Raw genomic sequence first — 24,135 nt, forward strand, 5'->3', positions numbered from 1 at the left:
GTTTATTCAGGCGTTGCGATTAACAATGTCCATCTCCAGGGACCCAGGAATAACGGTCCCGGCCTGCGCAGAACTGATGAGCCTGCCTTCTGTCAGCAGCGAATAATTCTAAGCGGTTTGGGTTTTAGAGGTAGCTATGCTATTCATTTTTCGAGTAATTTTCGTGGTCACTTATTGCATCGTGGTGTGCATACTTGGCTGTCTGTACTGCTTGTTCAGCCCGCGTAATCCAAAACATGTTGCCACTTTCGGCCATCTGTTTGGCCGCTTATCTCCGGTATTTGGCCTGAAGGTGGAACTGCGCAAACCTGCTGATGCGGAAAGCTATGGCAACGCGATCTACATCGCTAACCACCAGAACAACTATGATATGGTGACGGCGTCGAACATCGTGCAGCCGCCGACGGTCACCGTAGGTAAAAAAAGCCTGCTGTGGATCCCGTTCTTTGGCCAGCTCTACTGGCTGACGGGCAACCTGCTGATTGACCGTAATAACCGAACCAAAGCGCATGGCACCATTGCTGAAGTGGTGAATGCCTTTAAAAAGCGTAAAATTTCGTTCTGGATGTTCCCGGAAGGGACCCGCAGTCGCGGCCGCGGCCTGCTGCCTTTTAAAACCGGCGCCTTTCACGCGGCGATCGCCGCTGGCGTACCGATTATTCCGGTGTGCGTGTCCAACACATCGAACAAAATTAAGCTCAACCGCTGGAACAACGGTCTGGTGATTGTTGAGATGCTGCCGCCGGTGGATACCAGCCAGTTCGGTAAAGACAACGTGCGCGCGCTGGCGACGCATTGCCGCGAGCTGATGGCCGCCAAAATTGCTGAGCTGGACAACGAAGTGGCCGCGCGCGAAGCGGCTAAAAAGTCATAAGACAGGAAACGCCGCCAACGCGCGCGTATTGCTGGCGGGAAACGAATTCCCTTTTTCATTTGTCAGTATGTCATGGAGTTAATATGTCACTCAGTCGGCGTCAGTTTATTAAGGCTTCCGGCGTAGCGCTGTGCGCTGGCGCCGCGCCGCTGAAAGCCCATGCCGCCGGCCAGCAGCTTGCGCTGCCGGTTCCGCCGCTGCTGGAATCGCGTCGCGGTCAGCCGCTGTTTCTGACGCTGCAGCGTTCGCACTGGTCGTTTACGCCAGGCACTCGCGCCCCCGTCTGGGGGATCAATGGCCGCTACATGGGGCCGACGATCCGCGTCTGGAGCGGGGACGACGTCAAGCTTATCTACAGCAACCGTCTGACTGAGAATGTCGCGATGACCATCCGCGGTCTGCAGGTGCCTGGCCCGCTGATCGGCGGCGCGGCGCGTATGATGTCGCCGAACGCCGACTGGGCGCCGGTGCTGCCTATCCGCCAGAGCGCTGCCACCTTGTGGTATCAGGCCAACACGCCGAACCGGATGGCGAAGCAGGTATACAACGGCCTGGCCGGCATGTGGCTGGTGGAAGATGAGGTCAGCAAGAACCTGCCAATCCCTAACCACTACGGCGTTGATGACTTCCCGGTGATTATTCAGGACAAGCGGCTGGATAACTTCGGCACGCCGGAATATAGCGAACCGGGGAGCGGCGGCTTCGTTGGCGATACGCTGCTGGTTAACGGCGTGCAGAGCCCCTATGTCGAAGTGTCGCGCGGCTGGGTGCGCCTGCGCCTGCTGAACGCCTCCAACTCCCGGCGCTATCAGCTGCAGATGAGCGATGGCCGACTGCTGCATGTGATTTCCGGCGACCAGGGGTTCCTGCCGGCGCCGGTCTCGCTCAAGCAGCTGTCGCTGGGGCCGGGGGAACGGCGTGAAATTCTGGTCGATATGACCAACGGCGATGAAGTGTCCATTACCTGCGGAGAAGCGGCGAGTATTGTCGACCGTATCCGCGGCTTTTTTGAACCGTCAAGCATCCTGGTCTCCACGCTGGTGTTGACCCTGCGCCCGACCGGGCTGCTGCCGCTGGTCACCGACAGTCTGCCGGTGCGTCTGCTGCCGACCGAACTGCTCTCCGGCACGCCGATCCGCAGCCGGGATATCACCCTTGGCGACGATCCGGGCATCAACGGCCAGCTGTGGGATCCGCAGCGTATTGATATCACGGCGCAACAGGGGACCTGGGAGCGCTGGACGGTGCGCGCCGACCGCCCGCAGTCGTTCCATATTGAAGGGGTGATGTTCCAGATCCGTAACGTCAACGGCTCGTCGCCCTTCCCGGAAGATCGCGGCTGGAAGGACACCGTGTGGGTCGACGGGCAGGTTGAACTGCTGGTCTACTATGCTCAGCCGTCGTGGCCGCACTTCCCGTTCCAGTATCTGAGCCAGACGCTGGAGCTTGCCGACCGCGGCTCGATCGGCCAGATGCTGGTGAATCCCGCGCCGTAATCTCTTCAACCCTGGCCGGAACACGGTCAGGGTTTGAGAAAATCCTCCTTCATTTCCACTATCATTCCGGCTTATAATCCACGCCCTTTTGGTTATTTTTTTATCATTTCCCCCGGAAGCAATATGAGCGCAATATCCCTGATCCAACCGGATCGTGACCTTTTTTCCTGGCCGCAATACTGGGCTGCCTGTTTTGGCCCTGCGCCATTTTTACCGATGTCGCGTGAAGAGATGGACCAACTTGGCTGGGATAGCTGCGACATTATTCTGGTGACCGGCGACGCCTACGTCGACCACCCGAGCTTCGGGATGGCCATCTGCGGCCGTATGCTGGAGGCGCAGGGGTTCCGGGTGGGGATCATTTCCCAGCCGGACTGGAACAGCAAAGACGACTTTATGCGCCTGGGTAAGCCGAACCTGTTCTTCGGCGTGACCGCCGGCAATATGGACTCGATGATCAACCGCTACACCGCCGACCGTAAGCTGCGCCATGACGATGCTTACACCGCCGGCAACGTGGCGGGTAAACGCCCGGACCGCGCCACCCTGGTCTACACCCAGCGCTGTAAAGAGGCGTGGAAAGACGTGCCGGTGATCCTCGGCGGCATCGAGGCCAGCCTGCGCCGTACCGCGCATTATGATTACTGGTCCGATACCGTGCGCCGCTCGGTGCTGGTGGACTCCAAGGCCGATATGCTGATGTTCGGCAACGGCGAGCGTCCGCTGGTGGAAGTCGCGCATCGCCTGGCGATGGGCGAAACCATCGACCAGATCCGCGATGTGCGCAATACCGCCATCATGGTGAAAGAGGCGCTGCCGGGCTGGAGCGGCGTCGATTCCACCCGCCTGGATACGCCTGGCAAAATTGACCCGATCCCGCATCCGTACGGTGAGGATCTGCCGTGTGCCGATAACAAGCCGGTTGCGCCGAAAAAGCAGGAAGCCAAAAGCATCACCGTGCAGCCGCCGCGGCCCAAACCGTGGGAAAAGACCTATGTGCTGCTGCCTTCCTTCGAGAAGGTGAAAGGCGATAAGGTCCTGTACGCTCACGCTTCGCGTATTCTGCACCATGAAACCAACCCCGGCTGCGCCCGGGCGCTGATGCAAAAGCATGGCGAACGCTATATCTGGATCAACCCGCCGGCAATCCCGCTCTCGACTGAAGAGATGGACAGCGTCTTCGCGCTGCCTTACAAGCGTGTGCCGCATCCTGCTTACGGCGACGCGCGTATCCCGGCGTATGAGATGATCCGTTTCTCGATCAACATCATGCGCGGCTGCTTCGGCGGCTGTTCGTTCTGCTCAATCACCGAGCACGAAGGGCGCATTATCCAGAGCCGTTCAGAAGATTCGATCATTAATGAAATCGAAGCCATTCGCGACACGGTGCCCGGCTTTACCGGGGTGATCTCCGATCTCGGCGGACCAACGGCCAACATGTATATGCTGCGCTGCAAATCGCCACGCGCCGAGCAGACCTGCCGCCGTCTCTCCTGCGTCTACCCGGATATCTGCCCGCACATGGATACCAACCATGAGCCGACGATCAATCTTTACCGTCGCGCCCGTGAGCTGAAGGGCATTAAGAAGATCCTCATTGCCTCTGGCGTACGCTATGACATCGCCGTCGAAGATCCGCGCTATATCAAAGAGCTGGCGACCCACCACGTCGGCGGCTATCTGAAGATCGCCCCGGAGCATACCGAAGAGGGGCCGCTGTCGAAGATGATGAAGCCGGGGATGGGCAGCTACGACCGCTTTAAAGAATTGTTTGATACCTATTCGAAGCAGGCGGGTAAAGAACAGTATCTGATCCCGTACTTTATCTCCGCTCACCCGGGGACCCGTGATGAAGATATGGTGAACCTGGCGCTGTGGCTGAAGAAACATCGCTTCCGTCTCGACCAGGTGCAGAACTTCTATCCGTCGCCGCTGGCGAACTCGACCACTATGTATTACACCGGCAAGAACCCGCTGGGCAAGATTGGCTATAAGAGCGAAGAGGTGGTGGTGCCGAAGGGCGATAAACAGCGCCGTCTGCATAAAGCGCTGCTGCGCTATCACGATCCGGCAAACTGGCCGCTGATCCGTCAGGCGCTGGAGGCGATGGGTAAAAAGCACCTGATTGGCTCACGCCGCGACTGCCTGGTGCCTGCCCCGACGCTGGATGAGATGCGCGAAGCGCGTCGCCAGAACCGCCATACCCGTCCGGCGCTGACCAAGCACACGCCGATTGTACATCAGCGTTCTAACGGTGAAACGACGGCGAAAAAACCGGTCAAACGCGGTAAAGTCGCCGGGCGTTAAGCCTGACGTTGTGCCCGGTAGCGCTTTGCTGACCGGGCCAGTTGGAGAGCCGGATAAGCGTCAGCGTTATCCGGCTTTTTTATATGTTAGCCGCCAAACTGATCCGGATCGGGCCCTAAACGCTTGCCCTGGTCCAGCTTCGCGATTTCGCTGAGTTCGTCTTTGTCGAGACGGAAATCCCAGACGTTAAAGTTTTCCGCGATACGCGACGGCGTCACTGATTTCGGGATCACCACCAGACCGCTATCAAGATGCCAGCGGATGACGATTTGCGCCGGCGTTTTGCCGTACTTATCGGCGAGCTGGTGGATGACTTTCTGATCGAACACCCCTTTACCGCCCTGGGCCAGCGGGCTCCAGGATTCGGTCTGGATCTTGTGGGTGGCGTTCCAGGCGTGCAGCTGACGCTGCTGCAGCAGCGGATGGAGCTCAATCTGGTTGATCACCGGTGCGACGCCGGTTTCATCAATCAGCTTCTGCAGATGCGGGACCTGGAAATTACACACGCCGATGCTTTTCGCCAGCCCCTGCTGCTGCAGCTCGATCAGCGCCTGCCAGGCTTCGACGTAATGGCCGATCGCCGGCACCGGCCAGTGGATTAAATAGAGATCCACATAGTCGAGCTTCAGCTTGCTGAGGCTCTCTTTCAGCGCCTCGTGCGGCCGTTTTTGATCGTCGTTCCACAGCTTGGTGGTGATGAACAGCTCATCGCGATTGACGCCTGCGCTGTGCAGCGCGTTGCCGACGCCGGCCTCATTTTGGTACGCGGCGGCGGTGTCAAAGGAGCGATAACCGACTTCCAGCGCCTTATGAATGGCGGAGACGACTTCCTCGTTGCCAGCTTTCCACACGCCGAGACCCAGCTGCGGCATCAGGTTGCCGTCGTGTAGTTTTATAACGGTTGGATGTGTCATGCCTTCCTCCTGTTAATGAACTCGGCGAGGCAGAATCCGCCGAGGGGTAGCATTAAGTCTGGACGAAATAGCTAAAAACGGTAGTAAAAACACCTCTCCCCGACGTTTGTTTAACGTAAGGAGAGGTGAATCAGGCGGGGTTAAATTAGCGAGCAGCCTCGTAAATACGGCGGCTGACGTCCAGGGTGATATCCTGATGTTCGCCCAGTTTGGTCATGCCGTGCTCTTCCAGTTTCGCCAGCAGCGCCGGGATGGAGCTACCGTCGAGACCGTAATCGGAGAGGCGGGTCGGCACCCCCATCTGCTCGAAGAAACTACGGGTTGCGGCAATAGCGGCATCGATACGCTGTTCTTCGGAGCCCTCGGTGATATTCCATACGCGCTCGGCATACTGCAGCAGCTTCGCGCGCTTGGTATCGCGTTTCTCATTCCACAGCGCCGGCAGCACGATAGCCAGCGTCTGGGCGTGATCCAGACCATGCATCGCCGTCAGTTCGTGGCCGAGCATATGGGTCGCCCAGTCCTGCGGTACGCCAGCGCCGATAAGACCGTTCAGCGCCTGAGTCGCCGCCCACATAATATTAGCGCGCACGTCGTAGTTCTCTGGCTCCTGCAGCGCTTTCGGGCCATCTTCCACCAGCGTCAGCAGAATGCCTTCGGCGAAACGGTCCTGAATTTTGCCGTCAACCGGGTAGGTGACGTACTGTTCAACGGTATGGACGAAGGCGTCAACCACGCCGTTGGCGACCTGGCGCGGTGGCAGAGTGTAGGTGTAAACCGGGTCGAGGATCGCGAACTGTGGCTGGACGTGCGAAGACATAAACGCGCGTTTGTCGCCGGTGGTTTTCCGCGAAATCACCGCCCCTTTGTTTGATTCAGAACCGGTCGCTGGCAGAGTCAGAACCGAACCCATTGGAATGGCGCTGGCGATCTTACTGCCGTAAGTTTCCAGAATTTCCCATGGATCGATAGCGGCGTCGTAATGGGCCGCCGCGGCGATGAACTTGGTGCCATCCAGTACTGAACCGCCGCCGACCGCCAGCAGGAAGGTGACCTTCTCTTCACGGGCGAGCTTCACGGCGTTCATCAGAGTTTCGTAAGACGGGTTCGGCTCGATGCCGCCAAATTCAAGGACATCCAGGCCATTCAGGGCGGTGAGTACCTGATCCAGGACGCCCGTTTTTTTCACGCTGCCGCCGCCGTAGGTGATCAGTACGCGAGCCTCCGCCGGGATCTGTTCACGCAGCTTTTCAATCGCGCCTTTGCCAAACAGAATGCGGGTTGGGGTATGCAGGTCAAAATTATTCATTGCTAGTGTCCTCAAAAGAGTAAAACCGCCGACAGGGACGATACCGCTGCCAGATGACGGTTATTGTGGTCCTGGCGCCGTTGACCCTCAATGCACATTTCTGCCGATGTCTTGCCTATTTCTCCATGTGGCTGGAGAATTCTCGCCAGCCTGCGCACAATGTATGGGTGAAGAAACATCGGGAGAGGCGGTGGCAATGCAACACGCACAGATATGCCAGATATTGACAGAGAAGATTAACCAGCTGAAAGATAAGCACGAACTGTTAAGTTCGCTGCTGCCTGACGTCCGCCTGCTGTATGGGACGCAGCCGGGTACCCGGACGCCGGTGATGTATCAGCCGGGGATCGTTTTTCTCTTTTCCGGCCATAAAATTGGTTATATCAATGAGCGGACTTTTCGCTACGACACAAATGAATATCTGCTGCTGACCGTGCCGCTGCCCTTCGAATGCGAAACCTTTGCCACCCCGGAGGTGCCCCTCGCCGGGATGCGTCTGAACGTCGATATCCTGCAACTGCAGGAGCTGCTGATGGATATTGGCGAGGATCCGCTGTTTCAGCCCGCCGTCGCCTCCAGCGGAATAAATTCGGCAGTGCTTTCCGAAGATATTTTATGCGCTGCCGAACGGCTGCTCGACGTCATGGATCGTCCGCTGGACGCGCGCATTCTTGGCAAGCAGATTATCCGTGAAATCCTCTACTATGTGCTGACGGGCCCCTGCGGCGGCGCACTGCTGGCGTTGGTCAGCCGACAGACCCATTTCAGTTTGATAAGTCGCGTGCTGAAACACATCGAGAGCCAGTACACCGAAAACCTGAGCGTCGATCGGCTGGCGGCGGAAGCGAATATGAGCGTCTCGGCGTTTCACCATAATTTTAAATCAGTGACCAGTACCTCACCGCTGCAGTATCTGAAAACCTACCGTTTGCACAAGGCGCGTATGCTGATGATCCATGACGGCATGAAGGCCAGCGCGGCGGCGATGCGGGTGGGGTATGAAAGTCCTTCGCAGTTCAGCCGCGAGTTTAAGCGCTACTTCGGTATGACGCCCGGGGAAGATGCCGCACGAATTCGCACGATGCAGGGCATGTAATATCGGGAAGGGCAAGCCGGGCGGGCGCAGGCCCCCCGGCAGGTGGCCGTCAGGCGCTGCAGTATTTCTTTTTGATCACCACGAACAGCGTGCCGAGCAGGCCCGCCAGCAGCAGAGCAATCGGCAGGATCATCAGGCAGGTCATGACCTGATCTTCATGGCGCTTCACAAACGGGATCATGCTCAGCGCATAGCCGAGACCCGTGACCACGCCAACCCACAGCAGGGCGCTCAGCCAGTTGAAGAACTGAAAGCGGCGGTTCGGCAGGCCGGAAATCCCCGCCATGGTTGGCAGCAGGGTGCGGACAAATGCCAGAAAGCGGCCCGCGAGCAGCGCCAGCAGGCCGTGGCGATCAAACATACAGGTGGCGCGCTGATGGTACTTATGCGGCAGATGCGCCAGCCAGCCTTTCACCGTTTGCGTATTGCCCAGCCAGCGCCCTTGCACATAGCTCAGCCAGCAGCCGAGGCTGGCGGCGGCGGTCAGAATGGCGATAGTGGGCACAAAGTCCATGACGCCTTTAGCAATCAGCGCGCCGGCGAGCAGCAGCAGGCTGTCCCCCGGTAAAAAGGACGCGGGCAGCAGCCCGTTTTCCAGAAACAGGGTGGCGAACATAACCAGATATACAACGCCCACAACGTGAGGGTTCGCCAATGCGGCAAAATCATGTTGCCACAACGCGGCGACAATCTCTTGAATGACAACCATGGACTTTCCTAAGTGGTACCGTATTGTTGACTAGTGTACTCCTGAAGAGACCCGAGCACCTTGATCCCGGGCGCAACAAAAGCGGCCGCTTTGCTAAAAAGCGTCCGCTATTGTTGCCACTGACTGTCACTTTACACGATACGCGCGAAGCCCGCTGCTAAATCCGCCTGCAGATCGTCAACATTTTCGAGACCAATGTGCAAACGGATCAACGTGCCGCTGAAGTCGACTTCCGCATCCGGTCGGATGTGAGCGATTTGCTCCGGCTGATTGGCCAGAATCAGCGATTCAAAGCCGCCCCACGAGTAGGCCATGCTGAACAGGCTGAAGTTGTCGAGATACGCTGCCAGCTCAGCGTCGTTGAGACGCTTGTTGAGCACAAACGAGAACAGCCCGCTGCTGCCGGTAAAATCGCGCTTCCAGAACTCATGGCCTTTACTGCCGGGCAGGGCGGGGTGGTTGACCCGCGCCACCTGCGGATGCTGCGCCAGCCACTCGGCGATGCGCAGGCTGCTCTCATGATGCTGACGCAGGCGCACGCCCAGAGTGCGCAGGCCGCGGCTGGTCATATAGGCGGTATCGGCGTCCAGCATTTGCCCCATCAGATAGGCATTCTCACGCAGCTGCGGCCAGCAGCGCGCGTTCGCCACCGCAGTGCCGACCATGGCGTCGGAATGGCCGATCAGGTATTTGGTGCCTGCCTGAATAGAAATATCGATGCCAAAATCCAGCGCTTTGAACAGGATCCCCGCCGCCCAGGTGTTATCGATCATGATAATCGCTTCCGGCGCGACCTGACGCGCGGCGGCGACAATCGCTGGCACATCATGCACTTCCATGGTGATGGAGCCGGGCGATTCCAGGAACACCACGCGGGTCTCAGGGCGAACCAGACGGGCAATATCGGCGCCGATTAAGGGATCGAACCAGCTGGTGGCGACGCCGAGTTTAGCGAGAATTTTGGTACAAAAATCCTGGCTTGGCTCATAGGCGGTATTGGTCATCAGCACATGGTCGCCCTGTTCGACGAACGCCAGGATGGTGTTGGCCACCGCGGCCGCACCACAGGGGAAGAGGGCGCAGCCGGCGCCGCCTTCCAGCTCGCACATCGCTTCCTGCAGCGAGAAGTGGGTCAGGGTGCCGCGACGCCCGTAGAACAGCTCGCCGTTAGCCCGGTTGCGGGTGGCGTGTTTTTTAGCTTCCACGGTGTCGAAAACCAGCGATGACGCGCGCTGGATCACGCTGTTCACTGAGCCCTGGGTATATTTTTTGCTCCGTCCGGCGTTGACCAGCGCGGTATCAAGATGTTTATCAGCCATGTTGATGAACCTGTTTTTATACGTCTGGACGTCTAAACTAGCATGAATCTTCTTTTCTGTACCAGTGCGGCGCCGATACAGGCGAAAATTTTACCAGGCCCGCAGTAAGCCGCTTTTTTACTGCGTGAGCGCAAGGAAAATAAACGTGATTTGCTGCACAGTGTAAATACTAATGAGAACCACTATCAATTCGATGTCGTTTTGATATTATTGTGGGCAGATTTTGTGATTATCGTCGTGGAGATAGAGCGTGGGTAATAATTTGATGCAGGCGGATCTCTCCGTTTGGGGTATGTATCATCATGCCGATATTGTCGTTAAGGTGGTGATGATTGGCCTGATTCTGGCGTCGGTCGTCACCTGGGCCATCTTTTTCGGCAAAGGGGCGGAAATCCTCGCCAGCAAGCGTCGCCTCAAACGTGAACAGCAGCAGCTGGCGGAAGCCCGCTCTCTCGATCAGGCCAGCGATATCGCCAGCGCCTTTGAGGCGAAGAGCCTGACCACCCAGCTTATCAATGAAGCGCAGAACGAACTCGAACTCTCTGCCGGTGCGGAAGACAATGAAGGCATCAAGGAACGCACCGGTTTCCGCCTTGAGCGCCGCGTCGCGGCGGTCGGTCGCCATATGGGGCGCGGCAATGGTTATCTGGCCACCATCGGCGCCATTTCGCCGTTCGTGGGTCTGTTCGGGACCGTCTGGGGCATCATGAACAGCTTTATCGGTATCGCCCAGACGCAGACTACCAACCTTGCGGTGGTAGCGCCGGGCATCGCGGAAGCGCTGCTGGCGACGGCCATCGGCCTGTTCGCCGCCATCCCGGCGGTGGTCATCTATAACATCTTTGCCCGCATGATTGGCAGCTACAAGGCCTCGCTCGGCGACGTCGCCGCTCAGGTGCTGCTGCTGCAAAGTCGCGACCTGGACCTCAGCGCCAGCGGTGTGAAGCCGGTGCGTAGCGCGCAGAAATTACGGGTAGGTTGATCGGCTATGGCGATGCGTCTTAATGAAAATCTGGACGATAACGGCGAAATGCATGAGATCAACGTGACGCCGTTTATCGACGTCATGCTGGTTCTGCTGATTATCTTTATGGTGGCTGCGCCGCTGGCGACGGTTGACGTGAAGGTGAATCTGCCGGCCTCCTCCAGCCAGCCGCAACCGCGACCGGAAAAACCCATCTATCTGTCGGTGAAGGCGGATAAGAGCATGTTCCTCGGCAACGACCCGGTGACCGAAGCGAATATGATTAATGCCCTGGATAGCCTGACCGCCGGCAAAAAAGATACCACTGTCTTCTTCCGCGCGGATAAAACCGTCGATTACGAGACGATGATGAAAGTGATGGATACCCTGCATCAGGCGGGCTATCTCAAGATCGGGCTGGTGGGCGAAGAGACCGTCAAAGCCAAATAACCCGATTCTGTTCCTGAAAAGGCTGGCCGCGCGCCGGCCTTTTTTATGGCCGTCTGCCGGCGATGTGTTGGCCTGGCGTTGCCATCACGTTATCTGTCTGAGATATAATGTCGCTTCTTTTTGTTAACTAACAGGATTATATGGAACGCTTTCTGGAAAACGCTATGTACACTTCGCGCTGGCTGCTGGCACCGGTTTATTTTGGCCTTTCGCTGGGACTGGTCGCGCTGACCATCAAATTTTTTCAGGAGATCGTCCACGTTCTGCCGCATATCTTCAGCGTCAGCGAGTCGGAATTGATCCTGACGCTGCTGTCGCTGGTGGACATGACCCTGGTGGGTGGCCTGCTGGTGATGGTGATGTTCTCGGGCTATGAGAATTTCGTGTCGCAGCTGGATATCAATGAAGGGAAAGAGAAGCTGAGCTGGCTCGGTAAAATGGACGCCACCTCTCTGAAGAATAAAGTCGCGGCGTCAATTGTGGCGATCTCCTCTATCCACCTGCTGCGGGTGTTTATGGATGCGAAAAACGTGCCGGACAACAAGCTGATGTGGTACGTGATTATCCACCTGACCTTCGTCCTTTCGGCCTTTGTGATGGGCTATCTCGATCGTCTGAACAAAGTGAAACACTGATCTCTTCTCTCCCGGCGGTGTTAGCCGCTGGGCTTTTTTCTCCCCCGTTTCTGCTTCTCTGCGCTGGCGTATGTCCGGGCTTCTGCTTTGCTTAAAGGGCGCTTAACAACGGAGGCAGGGTGATGACGCGATTAACGGCCAAAGATTTCCCGCAGCAGCTGCTCGAGTATTATGACTACTATGCCCACGGCAAAATCAGCAAACGCGAGTTTCTCCAGCTGGCGGGGAAATATACTGTCGGCGGGATGACCGCGCTGGCGCTGTTTAATCTGCTGAAGCCCGACTATGCCCTGGCAGAGCAGGTACCGTTCACCGATCCGGATATCCGTCCGGAGTATATTCATTATCCCTCTCCTGACGGCCACGGCGAAGTGCGGGCTTACCTGGTGACGCCGACGAAAATAGCCGACAAAGCGCCCGCCGTTGTGGTGGTACATGAGAACCGAGGCCTGAATCCCTACATTGAAGACGTAGCCCGGCGGGTCGCGAAAGCGGGATATATCGCGCTGGCGCCTGATGGCCTGAGCGCCGTCGGCGGCTATCCGGGGAATGATGATGAAGGCCGCTTGCTACAGCAGAAAGTCGATCCCGTGAAGCTGATGAATGATTTTTTTGCGGCGGTCGCGTTTATGGCGAAGCATCCACAGGCGACGGGGAAGGTCGGTATCACCGGGTTTTGTTACGGCGGCGGCGTCAGCAACGCGGCGGCGGTGGCGATCCCGGAGCTAGCCTGCGCGGTGCCGTTTTACGGCCGCCAGCCGCCGCTGAAGGAGGTCGATAAAATTAAAGCGCCGCTGCTGCTGCACTATGCCGGCCTCGATAGCGGCATTAATGAAGGCTGGCCCGCCTATGAACAGGCGTTGAAGGAACACCATAAAGTCTACGAGGCCTATCTCTATCAGGGCGTGAATCACGGCTTTCATAATGATTCCACGCCGCGCTACGATCGGGCTGCGGCTGATCTGGCCTGGCAACGCACGCTGGCATGGTTTGAGAAGTATTTACGCTAGCGCAAACGTCATAAATAGCGCTACCGCTCGCTCAAAAAAACGCTATATAATTTATTATATAACGATTGGGAGGGCGCGATGGAAAATCATTTTGGCAAAGGCTTAATGGCGGGGCTACAGGCATCCTATGCTGACACCGCCGCGCATGCGGCGAATTTTTGCGCCGACTATAAACGCGGGTTTGTGCTCGGCTACTCGCACCGCATGTTTGAAAAAACCGGCGACCGTCAGCTCAGCGCGTGGGAGGCGGGGATCCTGACCCGTCGCTATGGCCTTGACAGAGATATGGTGATGGATTTCTTCAAAGAAAGTGGGTCGGGTATGGCGATGCGCTATTTTCTGGCGGGCTATCGGCTGGAAAGCTAAACAGGACGGCTTCGCAGGTGGAGCCGTCCTGTGGTGGGAACCCTTTCCCGTCAGCGGGAAAGGGTGAAGGCCTTACGCCTGGCGCTTATCTTCCGTTTGGGTGTCAAAGTCGCGGGCGTCGTGGCGCTCATGTAACTGCTCATTGAGCGGGCCGTTGGTGCGGTTGACGATGCGTCCGCGCTTGACGGCCGGACGGTTGCCGACATCCTGCGCCCAGCGCAGCACGTTTTTATAGCTCCCGGCGTCGAGGAACTCCGCCGCGTTATAGACATTGCCCAGCACTACGTTGCCATACCACGGCCAGACAGCCATATCGGCGATGGTGTACTCCTCGCCGGCCACATAGCGACCGCGGGCGAGCTGTTTGTCCAGCACGTCGAGCTGGCGTTTGGCTTCCATCGTAAAGCGGTCGATCGCGTACTCGATCTTCACCGGCGCATAGTTATAGAAGTGGCCGAAGCCGCCGCCGAGGAATGGCGCCGCGCCCTGCAGCCAGAACAGCCAGTTGAGGGTTTCGGTGCGGCCGGCAGGATCTTTTGGCAGGAAGAAGCCAAATTTTTCCGCCAGATAGAGAAGAATGTTGCCGGACTCAAATACCCGGGTCGGCGGCGTGGTGGAGTGGTCGCTGAGGGCCGGGATCTTCGAGTTCGGGTTGATATCGACAAAGCCGCTGGAAAACTGATCCCCTTCGCCAATGCGTATTAGCCAGGCGTCGTACTCCGCGCCGCTGACGCCCAGCGCCAGCAGCTCCTCCAGCATGATCGTCACCTTCTGGCCGTTGGGCGTGCCCAGTGAGTATAGCTGGAGCGGATGGGTACCGACCGGCAGGACGCGTTCATGGGTCGCGCCGGAAACGGGACGGTTGATATTGGCGAACGCGCCGCCGCTGTTTTGCTTCCATTCCCACACTTTGGGTGGCTGGTAGTTTTGCTCTGACATGCTGGTTTGCCTTTTTCGTGGATGTACAAAAAGTGTAGCAGGTGACCTCAGGCCATAATCCGCGCAGCCCACACGCTGACATCATCACCGCTGCCCAGATCCGGCTGCACCAGGCCATTGACCATAAAGGTCGGCGAGACGTGAATGCCGTTCTGACGGGCGTATTTACTGTGCCACTTGATCACGTCCTGCAGCTCCGGGCGGGCAAAGGCGGCCCCCAGCAGCACGTGACTGTAACGTTCAATGCGTTCAATGATTTGCTGCGGCGTGGCGTTCATATTCGGCCCGCTGCAGTGATCGATAAACTCAAACTCTTCCCGATGGTCGGCCACGGCCTGCATCACTTTATGCGCCTGCTCTCTGCCGTGCGGCAGGGTAGACGCGGCGAGGATACAGCGGACAATCACCCCGGAGAACAGATGCCACGGCTGCGACTGCAGGCGTATCTTGATGGTGACGTTATCGGCGCCGACCTCATCAAGCAGGTCGTCGAGCTTATTAAACGCGCGGACAGAGTAGGGGCAGGTGGGCTCAAGGAACACCTCAAACGTCCGCGGGCCGTGTCCCCAGACCAGCGGTTGGGCATTCAGATGCGAGGGTGTGCTCATTGTCGACTCCTGATGTTGCGTTGTTTTTTTGTTATATCACCGATAACGATATCACTTTTGCTTCCGGCTGCAGGGTTATTTTCCTTAACGGCACGATTAGCGAAACGAATGAGTGGTATCATCGTTACACCTCTGTCTGGTAAGTGCCTGCGGCAGGATAAGAAGAGGGAGTTTTGTTTCGCCAACTGCCCGGGCTGCATTAATTTGAGGTCAGGCTAAATGAGCAAAGGATCGACAAGCAGTGACGCCCCGTTTGGGACATTGTTAGGCTACGCGCCCGGCGGCGTGGCGATTTATTCATCGAATTACAGTAGCTTAAATCCGCAAGACTACCCGGATGATGCGACGTTTCGCAGCTACATCGGCAATGAGTATATGGGGCATAAATGGCAGTGCGTCGAGTTTGCACGCCGCTTTCTGTTCCTGACCTACGGGTTTGTCTTTACCGATGTGGGGATGGCATATGAAATCTTCTCCCTGCGTTTCCTGCGTGAAGTGGTCAATGACAATATTTTGCCGCTGCAGGCCTTCGCCAACGGTTCCCGCCGTCCGCCCATCGCCGGTTCGTTACTGATCTGGCAGAAGGGAGGCGAGTTTAAGCACACCGGCCACGTCGCGGTGATCACCCAGCTTGTCGGCAATAAAGTGCGTATCGCCGAGCAGAACGTCATTCACTCGCCGCTGCCGCAGGGCCAGCAGTGGACCCGCGAGCTGACCCTCGAGGTCAACGCCGGCCGGTACACCATCAAAGATACCTTTACCGATACCGAAATTTTAGGCTGGATGATCCAGACCGCCGATACCGAACACAGCCTGCCGCAGCCGGTGCTGCCGGGCGAGGCGATGGCGATCAAAGGCGCGCGGCTGCCGAACAACGGCCAGTTCCGCGGCAAATGGCTGAACGAGAAAGATCCGCTGCAGAAAGCCTACGTGGCGGCCAACGGCCATTTCATCAACCAGGATCCCTACCAGTATTTCACCATCAGCGAAAGCGCCGAACAGGAGCTGATCAAAGCCACTAACGAGCTACACCTGATGTATCTGCACGCCACCGATAAGGTGATGAAGGATGATAACCTGCTGGCGCTGTTTGATATCCCGAAAATCCTCTGGCCGCGTCTGCGTCTCTCCTGGCAGCGCCGTCGTCATCATATGATCACCGGGCGCATGGATTTCTGCATGGACGAGCGCGGGCTGAAGGTGTACGAATACAATGCCGACTCCGCCTCCTGCCATACCGAAGGCGGGTTGATCCTTGAGCAGTGGCTGAAGCAGGGCTACTACGGCACCGGCCACAATCCGGCGGAAGGTCTGCTCGATGAGCTGGCGGGGGCGTGGAAACACAGCCGGGCGCGGCCCTTCGTCCACATCATGCAGGACAAGGATCTGGAAGAGAATTACCACGCGAAATTTATTCAGCGTTCGCTGACCCAGGCCGGTTTTGAGAGCAAAATTCTCTTTGGCCTTGATGAGCTGCGCTGGGACGCTGCCGGCCAGCTGATTGACGCTGACGGGCGGCTGGTCAACTGCGTCTGGAAAACCTGGGCATGGGAAACCGCCATTGAGCAGGTGCGCGAAGTCAGCGCCGATGAGTACGCGGCGGTGCCGATTCGTACCGGACATCCGCAGAATGAGGTGCGGCTGATTGACGTCCTGCTGCGTCCTGAAGTATTGGTATTCGAACCCCTGTGGACGGTGATCCCGGGTAACAAAGCGATTCTGCCGGTGCTGTGGTCGCTGTTCCCGCATCATCGCTATCTGCTGGATACCGATTTTGTGGTTAACGACGAGCTGGCGAAAACCGGCTATGCCGTGAAGCCCATTTCCGGACGCTGCGGGAACAATATCGATTTGATCGGTCCTCAGGATGAGGTTCTGGATAAGACCAGCGGCCAGTTTGTCGATCGCAAGAATATCTACCAGCAGCTGTGGTGCCTGCCGAAAGTGGACGGTAAGTACATTCAGGTGTGCACATTTACCGTCGGCGGTAACTACGGCGGTACCTGCCTGCGCGGCGATTCGTCGCTGGTGGTGAAAAAAGAGAGCGATATCGAGCCGTTAATCGTTTTGAAAGACAAAGCATGACGTGCGAAACCCGGGTAGCGGCATACCCCTGTCCGGGTGACAACGTACAGAAAAGGATAGCCCCGGCATGGTCAGCGCCGCCGGGAACACCTGCAACGAAGCGAAGATAATTAACACAACAACAAGACAGAAAAGGAAAATAGTATGCACGATCGGCGTCTCGCCGCCCGCGCGGGTGAACTCAAGCCCTCCGCCGTCCGCGAACTTCTCAAGCACAGTAAACTGCCCGGCGTGATCTCGCTTGGCGGCGGCATTCCGGCCCCGGAATTGTTTGATACCGAAGGCCTGGAGCTGGCGGTGCAGAAGGTGATGAGCGAACGTTTTCATGACGCATTCCAGTACGGTCTGACGGAGGGCTACCCGCCGTTGCGCCAGGCGGTGAGTGAAATCTGTCACTCCCGTGGCGTGACCTGTTCTCCCGCTCAGGTCTATATCACCTCCGGCTCGCAGCAATCGCTGGATATCGTTGCTCGTACGCTGCTCGATCCAGGTGACACTATTGTCGTTGAGCGTCCTACCTATCTGGCGGCGCTGCAGGTGTTTCAGCTGGCGCAGGCCAATATTCTCAGTGTCGACACCGATGATGACGGGATGCTGGTGGAGCAACTGGCCGACCTGCTGGAGACCACCCGCGTCAAAGCCGTTTATCTGGTGCCGACGTTCGGCAACCCCGGCGGCAAAACGCTGAGCGAGACGCGTCGTCGTCACCTGGTTGAGCTGGCGAAAAAATATGACTTCGTCATTCTGGAAGACGATCCCTATGGCGAAATTAGCTTCACTGACGCCGTTCGACGCCCGCTCTATCAGCACGCGGTTGAGCTGGGCTGTGAAGATCAGGTGGTCTACACCTCGACCTTTTCGAAGATCCTCGCGCCGGGGATGCGCATCGGCTGGGTCGTGATGCCGGACTGGCTGGCGCAGCAGACGGTGATCGTCAAGCAGGCGGCGGATCTGCATACCAATATGCTGTCGCAGGTGATCACCGCGGAGTACCTTGGCATGAACCGGCTGGAGAACCAGATTGCGTTGATTCGCGAAGACTACCGCAAGAAGTGTGTGGCGCTGGCCGACGCGCTGGAAAGCCGCCTTGGCGAGCACCTGGAATTCAGCCGCCCGCAGGGTGGCATGTTCCTGTGGGCGCGTTTCCGCTATCCGTTCGATACCATGGAATGGATGAAGAAAACGCTGGAAAACGGCGTAGTCTACGTTCCTGGCGAAGCGTTCTATCACGATAAGCCGGATACCCGTACTCTGCGTCTCTCCTACTCCACGGTGTCTGAGGCCGGGTTGCTGACGGCCGTTGAGCGGCTGGCGGCCTCCCTGTAATGACTCTGCTGTGCGCCGCGTAACGACGGCGCACAGCCCTTCGCGGCGAGAGCGGGAGGAACTGACGTTAGCGTCCAGCGCCAGGGTCAATCTGTCTCGGCGATCCGGTCATCCAGCCAGACCAGCATCAGCGCTGCGAGAAAAGCAACCGCAAAGGTGCCAATAAACAACCACATAAATGTCCCTCGCGGGTTAATTATTTTTCTGATTTTACCGGAGAGCGATCGTTTCGGTCGGAGATGGAGATTTTTGTCCCAGCAGAATGGCTGGCGAGAGAGAAAAAGTCATCGGCATCAATATCGAAGTTGAGAATAATTTCCCTGTATTTCCCACCGTTAATCAATGCGTTGGCTTCTTTAATACTACTGGCAATAATGACTGGCATCAGTTTTATCTCATTTTGAAAACTGAGAAGCAAAATAAGAGTTAGTTCGTACCAGATCAACTACTTTTTATAGTATGTCGCAGCAGAAAAAAACGTCATATCGCGGCCCCGCAAGAGCGGGGTGTTTTATGGCGGTCATCTGGCTACCAACAGCAAAATCTCATTCGACGCTGAAGATATACTGCGATTTCGCCCCCCATCAGGATGATTTTCCCTGCTGTTTTTCGCGCAATATCTCGCCACAGCGCTGCCGATCTTCGCCCAGTGTTTGCTGCTCCTGCGCGCTGAGCTGGCGCCAGGTGTCCAGCATCCGCTGCCCCAGCGCCGGCAGGTAATGGGTTTTATGCAATGCATAGTCCGAATTTCCCCCTTCGACGATATTTTGCATATCGTGGAGGAACTGGCGGCTGTCGTCATGATCGATCATGCAAAAGACTGCCCGGTAGTAGGCTTCTTCATCTGCGGTGTAATGCGGGGTGAACCACCAGACCAGCAGCGCGATAAGCGCCAAAAGCGGGATAATAAAAGGTAATTTTTTCAACATCAGTTTTTCGGTCGGAGACAATCAGCCGTCAGTGTACCTGCAATGACGGCCTGATGTAAGCGCCGGCCCCGGCGGGCCGGCGCAGGCTAGTAGCCGACCGGGTAGATGCGGCCGGTCTGAACGCCTTCAATGCTGCGACGATAGGCCTGCGCCACGGCGGCGGCGGGGACGCTGGCAAAGCCCGGGAAAAAGTCGCCGTAGGCCGCCAGCGACTCGCTGAGCACGGTGGGGCTAATGAGATTGATGCGGATCCCGCGTGGCAGTTCGCAGGCGGCGGCGCGCACAAAGCCTTCCAGACCGGCGTTGACCGTCGTGGCATTGACCCCCTGAGCAATGGGCTCCTGGGCGACAATACCGCTGACCAGGGTAATCGACCCGCCGTCGCGCAGGAAATGCTGCCCGATTAGCGCCAGGCGAATTTGCCCCAGCAGCTTGTCCTGCAGCCCGAGGTTGAACTGACTGTCGGTCATGGTGCTTAACGGCCCAAAGTGCAGATTGCCGGTGGTGGAGACAATCGCATCTACTTCGCCCGTTTGGGCAAACAGCGCCTCGACGCTCTCCTGCGAGGTGATATCCACCTGATAATCCCCCCGGGTGCGGCCGACGCGGATAACGTCATGTCTCTGGCTCAGCTCTTCGCTGACCGCACGACCGATGGTGCCGCTGGCACCGATAACGATAATTTTCATGGCTGACTCCTGATGAGGTGAGAGGCTATTCTTTAATAAAACGAATATCGGATAAACTGGCTAAAAGTTAGAACATTACTAACCAGAGGTTAGCAATATGGATAAGTTACGAGGGATGGAGACGTTTATTGCCGTGGTGGAGTGCGGCAGCTTTACCGGGGCGGCGTCGCGCCTGGGGCTGTCGGCGGTGATGGTCGGAAAATATATCGCCCAGCTGGAAAGCCAGCTGGCGACGCGTCTGCTGGAGCGTAACACCCGACGCCAGAGCCTCACCGACGCCGGGCGGGTCTATTTTGACGAAGCGAAACGGGTGATGGAGCAGGTCTCCATCGCCGAAAGCGCGGTCGAGCGGCTGCGGCTGGCGCCCGCCGGCACTCTGCGGGTGAGCGCCCCCACCTCGTTTGGCGCCAGCGTGATCGCGCCCCTGACCGCCACCTTCCTGCAGGCCTGGCCTGCGGTCCGGGTGGAACTGGATCTGACTAACCGGATGGTCGATCTGGTGGATGAGGGGGTCGATCTGGCGATCCGCATTGGCGAGATCCATCAGGAGGATCTGGTGGCCCGCTATCTGGCGCCGTATCGGATGGTGATCTGCGCCGCGCCGGCTTATCTGGCGCGTTACGGGACCCCCGGGACGCCAGAGGATCTCGCCGATCATCTCTGCCTGTCCCATACGGTCTGGACCGCCCGCAACGAGTGGCGGCTGCCGGGCATGGAGGGGGAAGTGCGCTGGAAGCGCGATGCGATTTTACGCTGCAATGATGGCTACGCGCTGCGCCAGGCAGCAATCGCCGGGGCCGGGCTGCTGATGCAGCCGGAGGTGCTGCTGGCCGATGCGCTGGCCAGCGGCAGCCTGGTGCGGGTGCTGGAGGCCTGGACCCCGCAGCCGAGACCCGTGCATCTGCTCTGGCGCCAGGATCGTCGGCCCCTGCCGAAGCTGACGCAGTTTATTGCCCATCTTCAGCAGGGAATGGCCGACGCGCTGACAATGACCCGCGCGTCGGAATAATCACTCCTCCCGCAGCGCCTGCTGCCAGTCGGCAATCAGATCGTTGGGATCTTCGATCCCCACCGACAGGCGGATCAGCTGGGGCGTGATGCCATTCGCCAGACGTTTCTCCAGCGGGATCGAGGCATGGGTCATGCTGAACGGCTGGCTCACCAGACTCTCCACGCCGCCCAGGCTCTCCGCAAGCGTAAACCAGCGCAGCTTGCTGATAATGCGCTCGGCGTAACCTTCATCGCCCTTCACCACCACCGAAATCATGCCGCCGGGCAGCGCCATTTGCTGCCGCGCCAGCTGATGATGCGGGTGCGAGGCCAGCCAGGGGAACCAGACTCGCTCCACTTCCGGCTGCTGTTCCAGCCATTCGGCGAGCTGCAGCGCGTTCGCGCTGTGGCGCTCCATCCGCAGCGCCAGGGTACGGATACCACGTAGCGTCAGGAAGCTGCTGAACGGGTCGAGTACACCGCCTACCGCATTCTGCAGATAGCCAAGCTTTTCCGCGAGCTCGGAGTTATCGCCAACCACCGCCAGGCCGGCGACGACATCGGAATGGCCGTTGAGGTATTTGGTCGCGGAGTGCACCACAATATCAAATCCATGCTCCAGCGGGCGATGGATCGCCGGCGAGGCGAAGGTGTTATCGGCGACGCTGATCAGGTTATGGCGTCGCGCGATGGCGGCGATGGCGCTGAGATCCGCCAGCTTCAGCAGCGGGTTGGTGGGCGTTTCCACCCAGATCATGCGCGTATCGGGGCGGATCGCCGCTTCAATCCCCTTCAGGTCGTCGGGTTTCACCCAGCTCACCTGCAGACCAGCGCTACGGCGGCGCACGTTTTCCAGCAGGCGGTAAGTGCCGCCATACACATCATCGACCGCCACCAGGTGACTGTCCTTATCCAGCAGCTCCAGCACGGTGGAGATGGCGGCCAGCCCGGAGGCGAACGCGTAGCCGCGCGTGCCGTTTTCCAGGTCGGCGATCGCCGTCTCCAGCGCGTGGCGGGTAGGGTTCCCGCTGCGGGAATATTCATAGCCGGTATGCTGCCCCGGCGCCGGCTGAGCAAAAGTGGAGGTGGCGTAAATCGGCGGCATCACTGCGCCGTGGCTGTCGGTGAAGGTTCCGCTATGTACGCTCAGGGTGTGGATAGATGACATAAAAAAATTCCTTATTGTGCGACTCGGTTACGCCAGGCGGTTAGTACATCGCTGCGGGTGACCAGGCCAAGAAAACGCGCGTTGTCAGCGATCACCGCCACCAGACCGCGATCGAGAATAGCCTGCAGTTCGCTCTCTGGCGCACGCTTATCGAGAGTTTCAACATGGCGGCTCATCGCTTCGCTGACCGGCAGGGAGAAGCGTTGGCGATCGCCCTGTACGTGGCGGATCAAATCCCACTCATCGACAATGCCGACCACGTGGCCATCCTCCAGCACCGGCAGTTGGGAGATGTCATACAGCCGCATGCGGGTAAAGACTGCGGCCAGGGTGTCGTCCGGCGCGGCCGTGACGGTGGCGCCTTCGTCATGGCGCAGGGCGATAAAATCACTGAGATCGCCCTGTTCGGGCCGGGCGATCAGTCCTTGCTGGCGCATCCAGTCATCGTTGAACATTTTGGACAGGTATTTATTGCCGCTATCACAGGCGAAGGTCACCACCCGTTTCGGACGGCTTTGTGCCCGGCAGTAGCGCAGGGCGGCGCTGAGCAAGGTGCCGGTGGAAGAGCCGGCCAGCACGCCCTCGACCTGCAGCAGCTGGCGCGCAGTCTGGAACGCTTCGCGGTCGCTGACGCGATACGCGGTATGTACCCCCTCCAGCCTGGCCAGCGGCGGGATAAAATCTTCGCCGATCCCTTCGACCAGCCAGGATCCCGTTTCGCCGTAGCGTCCGGTATCGACCTGATCGGCAAGAATGGAACCCGCCGGATCGGCGAGAATAAATTCCGTTTTCGGCGAGTGTTCAGCAAACCAGGCCTGAAGCCCGCCCAGCGTACCGCCGGAGCCGACGCCGACGACGACGGCGTCGATATCGCCCTCCAGCTGCTGATAAAGCTCCGGCGCAGTGGAGGTGGCATGGGCCAGCGGATTGGCGTCGTTATTAAACTGGTCGATATAAAAGGCGCCCGGGGTTTCATCGGCAAGGCGGCGGGCATAATCCTGATAATAGGCCGGATGGCCTTTATTGACGTCGGAACGGGTGAGCAGCACCGTCGCGCCCAGCGCCCGCAGGTGAAAGATTTTCTCGCGGCTCATTTTGTCCGGCACCACCAGGATCAGCCGGTAATTTTTCTGCGCCGCGATCAGCGCCAGGCCGAGGCCGGTGTTGCCGGCGGTGGCTTCGATTATCGTTCCTCCGGGCGCCAGTTTTCCCTGGCGCTCGGCTTCATTAATCATCGACAGCGCAACGCGATCTTTAATTGACCCGCCGGGATTCTGATTTTCCAGTTTTAAAAACAGACTGCAGGGGCCGGTATCCAGTTTGTGCAACTGGAGCAGGGGAGTATGACCGATCAGGTCGCTCACGGAATGAAACAGTGACATAACCATTTACCCACTCGTTTAAGATATTTTTGCATGGTAGAGCTGTGAAAACAGTAATTTAAAGAACATTTCTCTGCCTGTTAGCGTCAAATGGAATATAAGATGCTATTTGGCCATCTGGAGGGAAAGCAGGGTAGCCACCTGGGCGGATCGATTGCCAGAAAAGGGCGTTTTTAGCCGCTTTTAGCGAGAAAATGGCGATTTGAATCAGCGTGTTATCTGATATCTGAAAATGTATTTTCGAAAAAATTCTATGGGGAATAGGCCTTAATGGCACAGAGGATACGGCGTGGTAGAAACCCACAGATATAGGGCGCAGAAAAGCAAAAACCCAGCCATAGGCTGGGTTCTCTGAATAAGTGGCGGACTCGGAATCATATCCACGATTAACGTGCTGTTTGTTATTGGTGTTGTTGGTATTTCTTGTAAACAGCGCCCCACGAAGGCCCCCATAAAAAATCGTTATTTAGCGAATGGGGTTTCGTTATGTGTGGAGTCAAGTCCACACATAACGGTCTGAGGTCCACATATAGTGGCTGGAACTCCATACATAGCAGCGCCAAACAACCC

General features: G+C 57.9%; 24 protein-coding genes. 13 read left to right on the plus strand and 11 right to left on the minus strand.

Going from position 1 to position 24,135, the window contains the following annotated elements; all coding sequences use genetic code 11:
* Positions 1 to 136 precede the first annotated feature (136 nt).
* The 3 genes from plsC to NKJ21_RS07965 all read left to right on the plus strand — a co-directional run bounded on the left by plsC (position 137) and on the right by NKJ21_RS07965 (position 4,677).
* On the plus strand, positions 137 to 874 hold the full coding sequence (gene plsC / locus NKJ21_RS07955) for a 1-acylglycerol-3-phosphate O-acyltransferase (protein ID WP_254732826.1): 738 nt from the start codon (positions 137 to 139) through the stop codon (positions 872 to 874).
* An 83-nt stretch (positions 875 to 957) separates the two neighbouring features.
* A complete protein-coding gene (gene ftsP / locus NKJ21_RS07960; protein WP_008806504.1) occupies positions 958 to 2,370 on the plus strand; it encodes a cell division protein FtsP in 1,413 nt (470 codons plus the stop codon).
* Positions 2,371 to 2,403: 33 nt separating this feature from the next.
* Positions 2,404 to 4,677 carry a YgiQ family radical SAM protein gene (locus tag NKJ21_RS07965; RefSeq protein WP_012540546.1) on the plus strand — a complete coding sequence of 758 codons (2,274 nt, stop codon included), beginning with the start codon at positions 2,404 to 2,406 and terminating at the stop codon, positions 4,675 to 4,677.
* Between the two features lie 86 nt (positions 4,678 to 4,763).
* Here NKJ21_RS07965 and dkgA read toward each other — a convergent pair whose 3' ends face one another.
* Both dkgA and yqhD read right to left on the minus strand, forming a co-directional pair.
* The gene (gene dkgA, locus NKJ21_RS07970; protein ID WP_008806502.1) at positions 4,764 to 5,591 is read right to left on the minus strand and encodes a 2,5-didehydrogluconate reductase DkgA; all 828 of its coding nucleotides are present in this window, start codon (positions 5,589 to 5,591) and stop codon (positions 4,764 to 4,766) included.
* 145 nt (positions 5,592 to 5,736) lie between these two features.
* Positions 5,737 to 6,900, minus strand: a complete 1,164-nt coding sequence (gene yqhD, locus NKJ21_RS07975; RefSeq protein WP_008806500.1) for an alcohol dehydrogenase — start codon at positions 6,898 to 6,900, stop codon at positions 5,737 to 5,739.
* 196 nt (positions 6,901 to 7,096) lie between these two features.
* On the opposite strand from yqhD, the gene NKJ21_RS07980 reads away from it, so the two are divergent.
* Positions 7,097 to 7,996, plus strand: a complete 900-nt coding sequence (locus tag NKJ21_RS07980; RefSeq protein WP_012967218.1) for an AraC family transcriptional regulator — start codon at positions 7,097 to 7,099, stop codon at positions 7,994 to 7,996.
* A gap of 49 nt (positions 7,997 to 8,045) precedes the next feature.
* On the opposite strand, the gene yghB is transcribed toward NKJ21_RS07980, so the two are convergent.
* Positions 8,046 to 8,705 (minus strand): DedA family general envelope maintenance protein YghB, encoded by a 660-nt coding sequence (gene yghB / locus NKJ21_RS07985; RefSeq protein WP_004205217.1) that lies wholly within the window; start codon positions 8,703 to 8,705, stop codon positions 8,046 to 8,048.
* A gap of 131 nt (positions 8,706 to 8,836) precedes the next feature.
* Positions 8,837 to 10,024, minus strand: coding sequence for a cystathionine beta-lyase (gene metC, locus NKJ21_RS07990; protein WP_254732828.1), 1,188 nt, complete (start codon positions 10,022 to 10,024; stop codon positions 8,837 to 8,839).
* Positions 10,025 to 10,274: 250 nt separating this feature from the next.
* On the opposite strand from metC, the gene exbB reads away from it, so the two are divergent.
* From exbB to NKJ21_RS08015, 5 genes are all read left to right on the plus strand, one after another.
* On the plus strand, positions 10,275 to 11,006 hold the full coding sequence (gene exbB, locus NKJ21_RS07995) for a tol-pal system-associated acyl-CoA thioesterase (RefSeq protein ID WP_004174395.1): 732 nt from the start codon (positions 10,275 to 10,277) through the stop codon (positions 11,004 to 11,006).
* Between the two features lie 6 nt (positions 11,007 to 11,012).
* A complete protein-coding gene (gene exbD, locus NKJ21_RS08000) occupies positions 11,013 to 11,438 on the plus strand; it encodes a TonB system transport protein ExbD (protein ID WP_002916785.1) in 426 nt (141 codons plus the stop codon).
* Between the two features lie 140 nt (positions 11,439 to 11,578).
* Entirely contained in the window at positions 11,579 to 12,073 is a 495-nt protein-coding gene (locus tag NKJ21_RS08005) for a TIGR00645 family protein (protein ID WP_008806498.1), read from the plus strand.
* 122 nt (positions 12,074 to 12,195) lie between these two features.
* Positions 12,196 to 13,083: a YghX family hydrolase gene (gene yghX, locus NKJ21_RS08010; RefSeq protein WP_012967220.1), complete on the plus strand. Its 888-nt coding sequence runs from the start codon at positions 12,196 to 12,198 to the stop codon at positions 13,081 to 13,083.
* Positions 13,084 to 13,161: 78 nt separating this feature from the next.
* The gene (locus NKJ21_RS08015; RefSeq protein WP_094917576.1) at positions 13,162 to 13,449 is read left to right on the plus strand and encodes a DUF2623 family protein; all 288 of its coding nucleotides are present in this window, start codon (positions 13,162 to 13,164) and stop codon (positions 13,447 to 13,449) included.
* 72 nt (positions 13,450 to 13,521) lie between these two features.
* On the opposite strand, the gene yghU is transcribed toward NKJ21_RS08015, so the two are convergent.
* The gene (gene yghU / locus NKJ21_RS08020) at positions 13,522 to 14,388 is read right to left on the minus strand and encodes a glutathione-dependent disulfide-bond oxidoreductase (RefSeq protein WP_008806496.1); all 867 of its coding nucleotides are present in this window, start codon (positions 14,386 to 14,388) and stop codon (positions 13,522 to 13,524) included.
* A gap of 47 nt (positions 14,389 to 14,435) precedes the next feature.
* Positions 14,436 to 14,996: a thioredoxin domain-containing protein gene (locus tag NKJ21_RS08025; protein ID WP_008806495.1), complete on the minus strand. Its 561-nt coding sequence runs from the start codon at positions 14,994 to 14,996 to the stop codon at positions 14,436 to 14,438.
* A 20-nt stretch (positions 14,997 to 15,016) separates the two neighbouring features.
* On the opposite strand from NKJ21_RS08025, the gene NKJ21_RS08030 reads away from it, so the two are divergent.
* From NKJ21_RS08030 to NKJ21_RS08040, 3 genes are all read left to right on the plus strand, one after another.
* Positions 15,017 to 15,139, plus strand: a complete 123-nt coding sequence (locus NKJ21_RS08030) for a hypothetical protein (RefSeq protein ID WP_046881918.1) — start codon at positions 15,017 to 15,019, stop codon at positions 15,137 to 15,139.
* 76 nt (positions 15,140 to 15,215) lie between these two features.
* Entirely contained in the window at positions 15,216 to 17,081 is a 1,866-nt protein-coding gene (gss, locus tag NKJ21_RS08035; RefSeq protein ID WP_008806494.1) for a bifunctional glutathionylspermidine amidase/synthase, read from the plus strand.
* Between the two features lie 144 nt (positions 17,082 to 17,225).
* Positions 17,226 to 18,407 carry a PLP-dependent aminotransferase family protein gene (locus NKJ21_RS08040; protein WP_032733815.1) on the plus strand — a complete coding sequence of 394 codons (1,182 nt, stop codon included), beginning with the start codon at positions 17,226 to 17,228 and terminating at the stop codon, positions 18,405 to 18,407.
* Positions 18,408 to 18,603: 196 nt separating this feature from the next.
* Here NKJ21_RS08040 and NKJ21_RS08045 read toward each other — a convergent pair whose 3' ends face one another.
* The 3 genes from NKJ21_RS08045 to NKJ21_RS08055 form a co-directional block, all read right to left on the minus strand.
* Positions 18,604 to 18,792, minus strand: coding sequence for a hypothetical protein (locus tag NKJ21_RS08045; protein WP_008806492.1), 189 nt, complete (start codon positions 18,790 to 18,792; stop codon positions 18,604 to 18,606).
* A gap of 199 nt (positions 18,793 to 18,991) precedes the next feature.
* Entirely contained in the window at positions 18,992 to 19,336 is a 345-nt protein-coding gene (locus tag NKJ21_RS08050) for a hypothetical protein (RefSeq protein ID WP_012540552.1), read from the minus strand.
* Positions 19,337 to 19,422: 86 nt separating this feature from the next.
* On the minus strand, positions 19,423 to 20,025 hold the full coding sequence (locus tag NKJ21_RS08055; protein WP_012540553.1) for a short chain dehydrogenase: 603 nt from the start codon (positions 20,023 to 20,025) through the stop codon (positions 19,423 to 19,425).
* A gap of 97 nt (positions 20,026 to 20,122) precedes the next feature.
* Between NKJ21_RS08055 and NKJ21_RS08060 the strand changes: the two genes are divergently transcribed.
* Entirely contained in the window at positions 20,123 to 21,034 is a 912-nt protein-coding gene (locus NKJ21_RS08060; protein ID WP_008806489.1) for a LysR family transcriptional regulator, read from the plus strand.
* Here the strand turns inward: NKJ21_RS08060 and NKJ21_RS08065 are convergent, their stop codons facing one another.
* Both NKJ21_RS08065 and NKJ21_RS08070 read right to left on the minus strand, forming a co-directional pair.
* Positions 21,035 to 22,183, minus strand: coding sequence for a PLP-dependent aspartate aminotransferase family protein (locus NKJ21_RS08065; protein WP_008806488.1), 1,149 nt, complete (start codon positions 22,181 to 22,183; stop codon positions 21,035 to 21,037).
* An 11-nt stretch (positions 22,184 to 22,194) separates the two neighbouring features.
* Positions 22,195 to 23,571, minus strand: coding sequence for a cystathionine beta-synthase (locus NKJ21_RS08070; RefSeq protein WP_016161835.1), 1,377 nt, complete (start codon positions 23,569 to 23,571; stop codon positions 22,195 to 22,197).
* Positions 23,572 to 24,135 lie beyond the last annotated feature (564 nt).

It is taken from the genome of Klebsiella sp. SWET4 (genome assembly GCF_024296565.1).
Classification (GTDB): domain Bacteria; phylum Pseudomonadota; class Gammaproteobacteria; order Enterobacterales; family Enterobacteriaceae; genus Klebsiella; species Klebsiella variicola.